Raw genomic sequence first — 8,123 nt, 5'->3', positions numbered from 1 at the left:
CCCTTCGTCACGCCACAGGCGTTGGATCTTCTTGTGGTTCACCACCCACCCCTCGGCGCGGGCGTCGTGATACGCCCGCCGATACCCGTAGCGGGGATGGTCCTTCGCCCAGGCGCGCAGCCACTCCCTGAGCGCCCGATCCGGGTCCGCGACCGTGTCGCCCTTGAGCGGTCGCCGGTACGCGGAGCGGCTCAGCCCGACCAGACGGCACGCCATCCGTTCGCTCACCCGCAACTTGCSCTTGAGGTGATCGACGGCGGCGCGGCGCCTGTCCGGGCTTAGAAGTTTCCCTCAGCCAGCTCCTTGAGCGCGGCCTTCTCCAGCTCCGCTTCCGCGAGCAGACGCTTCAGGGTCGCGTTCTGCTTCTCCAGCTCCTTCAGGCGCTTTGCGTCGTCGGCCTTGAGGCCGCCGTACTGGTTCCGCCACCGGTAGTACGTCTGCTCGGACACCCCGAGCTCCCGGCACACCGCCGCGACGTCCTGACCATCGGCGAGCATCCTGTCGGCCTGCCCGAGCTTACGGACGACCTGCTCGGGGGTGTGACGCTTCCTGCTGTTCGTCATGATCTGACCAGTCTCCCTGCCCGCGACCGCGGGCAACAGGACGACTCTCATAACGACTGGACCTACGAAACGGGGTCAGCCCAGCCGGTCAGGCCATCCATGAAGTAGATCTCAATGGTGAACATTGCGTCCCCTTCTTGATTGCCGGGTCGGCCCATAAACGTAGGTCCGGCACCGACGTATTAAGGGGCCCGGAGCTCCTAAGTGAGGACGTCCTTGTCTCTGGGTCTTGCGGTCGTCATCCGAGCCTGGCTCAGAGTTGACTCAGAAGCTCAAAGAATTTGCTCATCGTGTGAGCTCCTTCGAGGGGCGCCGTGTCATCCTGGAAGACCATGTAGTAGCGGACGTCCGGGCCGGCCAGTTCGGCCCACTTCTGGCCGAGCCGGAGCTTCATGCGGGAGTCGTCGTTCTTGAGGTGTGCACCCTTGGGCTCAACTGCGACCAGGTGACCGCGCGTAGTCATCACGAGGAAATCCGGGTAGTGGTTGATGGGGCCGTTGATGCAGAAGCCTCGGCGCTCGATGTTGCGGTGCCACCACCGGACGTTGCTCATCGCCGAGAAGCGAGTGGCGAATTCGACCTCGTCCTTGTTCATGCGGTCTTCGGCTTCGTAGAGGGAACCGCCGATGGTGGTCGTCGCGTCGACGGGGTTGATGGTCTCCGGGAGGTAGTAGGTGAAGTCCACCCGAATCCGGCCGATTTCGAGGTCGTCCTTGAACTTCTGGGCCTTGTGCTCGTCCAGGAAGCCATTGATCTTGCGCTGGATGAGCTCGGCCGCCCTCTGGGGGTGTTCAAGGTAGGCGGCCATGGCTGTGGCATCGAAGTTCTCCACCACCTGCGCGACGTACGCGCGAAGGTCGGCATCGCGAATCGCATTGATGGGCTTCAACCTCGTGAAGATGTCCCCTGCGGCACTTCGCCTCTGCGCGTCGAGATCGAGGTTCCCAAAATGTTCCCGCATGATGCGCTGATCCTGAACGCTCATTCGGAAAGCGCGCGGGACATCCTTGGCGGAGCGGACGTCGATCTGAAACATCTGCTCATCCACCGTTAGGTTGATTCGCGTGTCCTTGCCTCGCAGGGTGAAGCCGGCGCCCAGCGCTTCGTGGTGGAGTGCCACCAGCCCGCTCTCCATCTCGGAGAAGAGAGCGCTCCCTTCCTCCGGGGTCACGAACTGTGGCAATGCGTACCCGGCGAACTCGTCGGCGAGCTCTCGGAACATGTGGCTGCTCACGACGGCGTCCTCCAGTTCCGCAGGCACTATGGGCGCGTTCGTGTGAGCGGCCGCGTCAGCCGCTCTGCCATAGGAGGCCTCGCGCTGCTGCGCCTCGGCGAGCAGGGATGAGACTCCGGACTGTGCAGCGCCCTCCGACGATGATGAATCCTTGGTGTTCAACCGAGTGGAGATCTGCTGCTCATCGAACTCCACGAACTCCTCGGTTGTGGTATCAGGAGCGCTGTCTGGCAGCTGGTGGCCCCGGTCTTCCTCGGGATCGTCGACGGGCCTGGGTTCCGGGACGATCGCCGTGTCAGGAACGTCAACGGCGCGAACGTCGTCCTTGCTGAAGCCGGCGGCGTTCAGGCCGGAGATGATCTTGGTGAGGGTGTCGTTGAAGTCGCGGGAGGACGTCAGCACATAACTCATGTTGAGGAGAGGGTTGCTGAAGCGTGTCGCGTGAGGCTGTCGGAGCACCCGGCCGAGGACCTGCTCGACATCCACCTGGCTCGTCTTGTTCGCCAAGGACGCAAGGACATAGGCGAAGGGGCAGTCCCATCCTTCCTTGAGGGCGTTGACGGTGATGATGTACCGGATCTCGCACTCCGGGCTGAGGAGGTCCACGCCGCGCAGCTCGTTGACCTCCGCGGTCTTGATGGCGATCTGCGCCGCCGGGATGCCGGCCGCCACCAGCTTGGAACGAAGGCGTTCGAAAGAAGTGGCGTCCTCGCGGGCTTTCGGCTGAGCCTGGAACAGTGCGATGGGACGTACATAGCGGCCGTCCTGTTCGCGCACTTCGCTGGCGGCAGTCTCCAGCGACTGCCGTAGGTCGATGGTGTCCGTGATCACGTCCGTCTGCGATGCGCGGTTGTAGGCGACCACGGGGAGCTTGACCATGTGCTCGGCCTTCAGTTCGAACGCACTGACGTAGGAGATGACGTTGGCCTGCTTCTTGGGGGTGGCGGTGAGCTCGAGGATGAAGGATGGGTTGAAGTTCCCCAGCATCTCCAGGCTGAGACTGCTGGTCGCGTGGTGGGACTCGTCGACGATCACGATCGGATTGAGTTGATTGATGACCTGGAACAGGGCGCTCTGATCCGCGGTGGGAATCGGCTGTTCCGGCACTCCCAGTGCTGTGCTGAAGGGGATGAGATTCCCATTGGCCTGGTAGGCCTTGCGGCCATCCTTGCTGCGTGCGCGGAACGAGTCGTAGGAGAGCACCATCACGCTGAGCTGCTCGGCCACGGCGACCGGATTGAAGTTCTGCCCGGCGAGCAGTTCCTCCTTGGAATACACGTGGACGCGCCCGCCGAAGTCAGCGTCGAGCTGGCGCCGGTAGGGATGCGTAGGGTTCTTCAGCGCGGCCAAGGTCTGCGTGAGGATGGACTCCGACGGTACGAGCCAGACGACCGCCTGGTGGCGCGCTGGGGGCAGGGACTGGAAGATCGGCTGGGCCGACGCACACGCCAGCAGGGTCTTGCCGCCGCCCGTGGGCACCTTGTAGCAGACCTGGGGGACGCCCTCGATGGTGTTCTGGTATCCGGCGGCCCCACCTTGGCCGACGGTGACCCCTCGCGTCGCCCAGAACGACCGGAACGCGCCCTCCAGGGAGCCTTCGCGGCTCAGATGTTCCAAGTAGTCCTTGAGGTCGGCGATGACCCGCTTCTGGTACTTCTTCAGTTCCATCGTTGTCCTTTCCTGCCCCTCACAGGCGGGCGATGTCCCGCGGGATCTTCTTGAAAGTGACGCCATGCGTCGCCAGCTGCCCCTCGGGGAGGACACACACGTCAGCGAAGACGACGTACGCCTCCGCCCGGCACGTGGTGGGGATCGAGGCGAGGTAGGAGCGGTCCAGCACCGTGGTCTCCGAGGCGTCGTAGGCGAAGAAGTAGGACACCCCCGCGTGGGTGCCGAGGAAGTCAGGGTGGACCTTCTCAGCGCCGCCCTGGTACGGCTGTCCCGTCGAGGTGAACCAGATGTACTCTCGCAGTCGCTCCAGGGGCAGGATCGGGTTCAGGTCTCCCTCGCGCAGAAGGGGTTCACCCAGCTCGTAGTAGGAGAACGACCCGCCCGTGCCGGAGACGTCCTGCTCGTGCTCCTGGATGGCGACAACGCGGACGGAGGGGACGCCGGTCTTTCCCGTGACGGTGGTGGTGACCTTGGGACGAGACACCTTCGTATAGGTGCCGAGTGCCTCCTCATACACCTTCATGGCTTCCGCAAAAACGTCTGCGCCGCGCTTGACGGTGGCGACCGTGAGCTTCTGATCGAAGAGGACATGTTCCTGGGACCGGGTGCCCTTGTATCCCCGGATGGTGCGACGCACCCGCTCGGCGGTGACTGTCTCCGCGTAGTCGCCGAGCTCCACAAGGATGAAACGCCGCCCCCCGCCGTCCCGGGCATTCACGTTGAGGACGGCCTGGCCGGTGGTGCCAGACCCGGCGAAGGAATCCAGGATCAGATCACCCGGCTTCGACGCGATCGCGAGCACCCGCTCCACTAACCGGGAGGGCTTGGGGGTGTCGAAGGCGACGCGGCCGTTGAAGATCGCGCGGATCTCCTTCTTGGCCTCGTCCGTATGGCCAGCCTCCTGGTGGGTCCAGAGGTTGGTGGGAAGAAGGCCGCCGACGGCGTCCAGATAGGTCTTGCGCGCAATCCCACCCTGCCCGTTGCGAGTGAAGAAAAAACGCGGCCAAGGACCTTTCTCGTAGACGGTCTGGGCGTCCTGGCGGGCCTCTGCGAGCGGCTTGGCGAGCACCAGGGCCGGGACACCCGGCTTGACCTTATCTGGGCTGATCCCACACACGCGGGCGCGCTCGACTGCGTCGTTGAGATCCTTGAGCTCATAGTCAGTCCACCCTGCCATAATGCGCATGACTTCTGGCTGTTCAAAGGTCCAGCATCGCCCCTGAGCGGGGTAGACCAGCTCTCCCGTAAAGGGGCTCTGGATGGCGTACACCATGCCCTGGTGAGTTGCCGCACCGGGCGCGGTGGCGTTGTCGGTCCGCCATGCGCTGACATCATTGTCAGGGTTCTTGTATTTCGAATCCATCGAGGCGGTTCGCGACAGGGTGTTGGGCTTCCAGTCCGGTTCCTTGGAAAAGGCTAGTAGGTGCTCCACTTCGGCGGGGATGCCCTTGGAGTCGTTGCGGGTGGCGTAAGTGCGCTGCCAGGAGATGTCTGCGATGAAGCAACGCGCGCCGAAGATCTCATCGCAGATCAGGCGGAGCGCGGCAACCTCATTGTCGTCGATCGAGATGAAGATGGCACCGGTGGGCGCGAGCAGGCGGTGCAGCAGCCGGAGCCGGGGGTACATCATGCACAGCCACTTGTCGTGACGGGTGAGGTCCTCACCCTCCTTGCCTACGACGTCCCCCAGCCACTTCTGGAGGCGGGGGTCGCTGACGTTATCGTTGTACACCCAGCTCTCGTTGCCGGTGTTGTAGGGCAGTAGTGCCCCATAGAGTGGTGTAGCGCACGGTGACTGGGCACGTCGTTCCGGATGTGGACGCGGCCACCGTGTGATCCTTCGAGTCAACCTTCCACAGAATCCTCGAACGGAGTCATCACGATGACCGCTCCTCATATTGTCGACCCTGCCGGCCTGCTCGGCGAAGCCCTGTCCGAAGCATCCCCGGATTTGATGCGTTCGTTGCTGCAGACCGTGATCAACTCCCTGCTCTCCGCTGACGCCGACGCGGTGGTCGGCGCCGAATGGGGTAAACCCACCCCGGGCCGAGCTACCCAGCGCAACGGGTACCGGCACCGGGACCTGGACACCCGGGTCGGGACCCTGGACGTGGCGATCCCCAAACTCAGGTCGGGCACGTACTTCCCGGAGTGGCTGCTCGAGCGCCGCAAAAGGGCCGAATCCGCGCTGATCACGGTGGTCGCCGACTGCTACCTGGCCGGGGTCTCGACCCGGCGGATGGACAAACTGGTCAAGACCCTCGGGATCAACGCGCTGTCGAAGTCCCAGGTCTCGCGGATGGCCACCGAGCTGGACGAGCAGGTCGAGTCCTTCCGTCATCGCCCGCTCGGGGAGGCTGGGCCGTTCACGTTCGTGGCCGCCGACGCGCTGAGCATGAAGGTCCGCGAGGGCGGCCGGGTGGTCAACGCCGTGGTGCTGCTGGCCACCGGGGTCAATGGTGACGGCCACCGCGAGGTCCTCGGCCTGCGGGTGGCCACCTCGGAGACGGGGTCGGCGTGGAACGAGTTCTTCGCCGACCTGGTGGCCCGGGGCCTGACCGGAGTCCGCCTGGTCACTTCCGACGCCCACACCGGGCTCAAGGACGCCATCGCCGCGAACCTGCCCGGAGCGACCTGGCAGCGGTGCCGGACCCACTACGCGGCGAACCTGATGGGCATCACCCCCAAGTCCATGTGGCCGGCCGTGAAGGCCATGCTGCACTCGGTGTATGACCAGCCCGACGCCGCCAGCGTGGACGCCCAGTTCGACCGGCTGCTGGACTACGTCAGCGAAAAGCTGCCCGCGGTGGCCGAACACCTCGATGGTGCCCGGGCGGACATCCTGGCGTTCACCACGTTCCCCAAGGACGTGTGGACCCAGATCTGGTCGAACAACCCGGCCGAACGGCTCAACCGCGAGATCCGGCGTCGCACCGACGCCGTGGGCATCTTCCCGAACCGGGCAGCGATCGTGCGCCTGGTCGGGGCGGTGCTGGCTGAGCAGACCGATGAGTGGGCCGAGGGCCGCCGCTACCTCGGCCTCGAGGTGTTGGCCCGCTGCCGCCTCACCACCGTGGACGACACCGGGAACGAGGTGAACGCCGAACCGGAAACCACCCTCGAACTCAGCGCCTAGCAGCACCAATGGAGGATCAGAGCGTTACACCACTACTCGGGACTTGACCAGCACGCCACGGACATTGCCCGCCATGCAGGGGATGGATCGAACTACGGGAATCTGCGGGATGAACCTGCCGGTCGCGGTATCGGACGCTCACGTGGCAGGTTGAGCACGAAGATCCATCAGCTCGACGCGGGGGCAGGAATGCCATTGGCCAGCTTGATCGCCTGAGCCAGGCAGGGGATTGACCGATGCCGACTCCACTGCTTGGGCAGCCGCGGCGGTCATCCCCGTGTGAGCTGACCATCAGGGCCACCGCAGGCGTCGTGGCTGCAGCAGCGGGTGCCCCGTCGGCTTCGACGCAGTCGCCTGTAGGGGCCGCAATGTCATCGAACGTCAGTATGCGCCCCTGCAGCAGTCGCGCGGACGGGTGGCCAGGTATGACGAGTGCACGATCATCTACCGGCCCGCCGAGCGCCTGACCACTGGGGTCACATGGTTGAAGCTGGTGTCAGACACGCCCTGGGCGCGCCCGGCGCCGTAGTTCTGCTCCGCATGTGTCAAGGGCCATTGAGTTCTGCCCATAGGCGGCCAGTGTTTCTTCCCGCTGGTGGCCATCAGAACTGCCCACTGGTGGGTCAAGTCCCTGGAAGTGGTGTAACCGTCTTCGAGGTTGTAGGGGGCTTGTACCTGTCAGGTCTGCAGGGTCGGCATCACCTCCGTGCTCATCACGGTCTCTTGCTCCGTGGTCAGGGGCTCACGGCACCGGGCGAGCAGTTCCAGGCCGAGATACCGGCGGCCTTCGGCCCATTCATCTGTCTGCTCGGCCAGCACGGCCCCGACCAGGCGCACCACGGCATCCCGGTTCGGGAAGATCCCTACCGCGTCCGTGCGTCGCCGGATCTCCCGGTTCAGCCGCTCGGCGGGGTTGTTCGACCAGATCTGGCACCACACGTCCCTCGGGAACGAGGTGAACGCGAGGATGTCCTGTCGAGCGGCGTCTAAGTGGGCGGCCACCGCGGGCAACCTGTCCTGCACGTAGTCCAACAGGCGCTCGAACTGGGCGTGCACGGCCGGCCCGTCGGGCTGGTCATACACGCTGTGCAGCATGGCCTTCACCGCCGGCCACATGCTCTTCGGGGTCACGGCCATCAGATTCGCCGCGTAATGGGTGCGGCAGCGTTGCCACACGGCCCCGGGCAGGTTCGCCGCCACTGCTTCCACGAGGCCGCGATGGGAGTCCGAGGTCACCAGTGCCACCCCGGCCAGCCCCCGGGCCACCAGGTCCGCGAAGAACTCGTTCCACCCCGCCCCGGACTCCGTGGTGGCCACCCTCAGCCCGAGGACCTCGCGGCGCCCGTCCGCGTTGACCCCGGTGGCGACCATGGCCACCGCGTTGACCACACGCCCGCCCTCACGCACCTTCATGGTCAGGGCGTCGGCGGCGAGGAACACGAACGGGCCGGCCTCGCCCAGCGGCCGGTGACGGAAAGCCTCGATGTGCTCGTCCAACTCCTGTGCCATCCGGCTGACC

General features: G+C 65.1%; 4 protein-coding genes and 2 pseudogenes. 2 read left to right on the top strand and 4 right to left on the bottom strand.

The genetic code is table 11. From position 1 onward, the window contains the following. The 3 genes and pseudogenes from G6R13_RS11845 to G6R13_RS11835 all read right to left on the bottom strand — a co-directional run. Window positions 1-563: pseudogene (locus G6R13_RS11845) on the bottom strand (transposase); the annotation flags it as partial. 253 nt (window positions 564-816) lie between these two features. Further along, window positions 817-3,465, bottom strand: coding sequence for a DEAD/DEAH box helicase family protein (locus G6R13_RS11840; RefSeq protein WP_163721765.1), 2,649 nt, complete (start codon window positions 3,463-3,465; stop codon window positions 817-819). A 19-nt stretch (window positions 3,466-3,484) separates the two neighbouring features. Further along, a complete protein-coding gene (locus tag G6R13_RS11835) occupies window positions 3,485-5,365 on the bottom strand; it encodes a site-specific DNA-methyltransferase (RefSeq protein ID WP_163721763.1) in 1,881 nt (626 codons plus the stop codon). Between G6R13_RS11835 and G6R13_RS11830 the strand changes: the two genes are divergently transcribed. Both G6R13_RS11830 and G6R13_RS12395 read left to right on the top strand, forming a co-directional pair. Continuing rightward, entirely contained in the window at window positions 5,351-6,604 is a 1,254-nt protein-coding gene (locus G6R13_RS11830; RefSeq protein WP_010078638.1) for an IS256-like element ISMlu1 family transposase, read from the top strand. The genes G6R13_RS11835 and G6R13_RS11830 overlap by 15 nt on opposite strands. 48 nt (window positions 6,605-6,652) lie before the next feature. Then, window positions 6,653-7,133 (top strand): annotated as a pseudogene (locus G6R13_RS12395) (IS5/IS1182 family transposase); the annotation flags it as partial. Window positions 7,134-7,282: 149 nt separating this feature from the next. Here the strand turns inward: G6R13_RS12395 and G6R13_RS11820 are convergent. Continuing rightward, window positions 7,283-8,123, bottom strand: an 841-nt coding sequence (locus G6R13_RS11820; protein ID WP_163721761.1) for an IS256 family transposase, incomplete at its 5' end; no start/stop codon positions are given.

This window comes from Micrococcus sp. Alg238-R198, from assembly GCF_900537135.1.
Taxonomy (GTDB): Bacteria; Actinomycetota; Actinomycetes; order Actinomycetales; family Micrococcaceae; genus Micrococcus; species Micrococcus luteus.
This window is presented reverse-complemented; position numbering and strand designations above follow the sequence as displayed.

Bases quoted from the DNA above. Each gene is read 5' to 3' on its own strand.
- G6R13_RS11840 (WP_163721765.1), bottom strand. From the start codon at position 3,465: ATGGAACTGAAGAAGTACCAGAAGCGGGTCATCGCCGACCTCAAGGAC.
- G6R13_RS11830 (WP_010078638.1), top strand. From the start codon at position 5,351: ATGACCGCTCCTCATATTGTCGACCCTGCCGGCCTGCTCGGCGAAGCC.
- G6R13_RS11835 (WP_163721763.1), bottom strand. From the start codon at position 5,365: ATGAGGAGCGGTCATCGTGATGACTCCGTTCGAGGATTCTGTGGAAGG.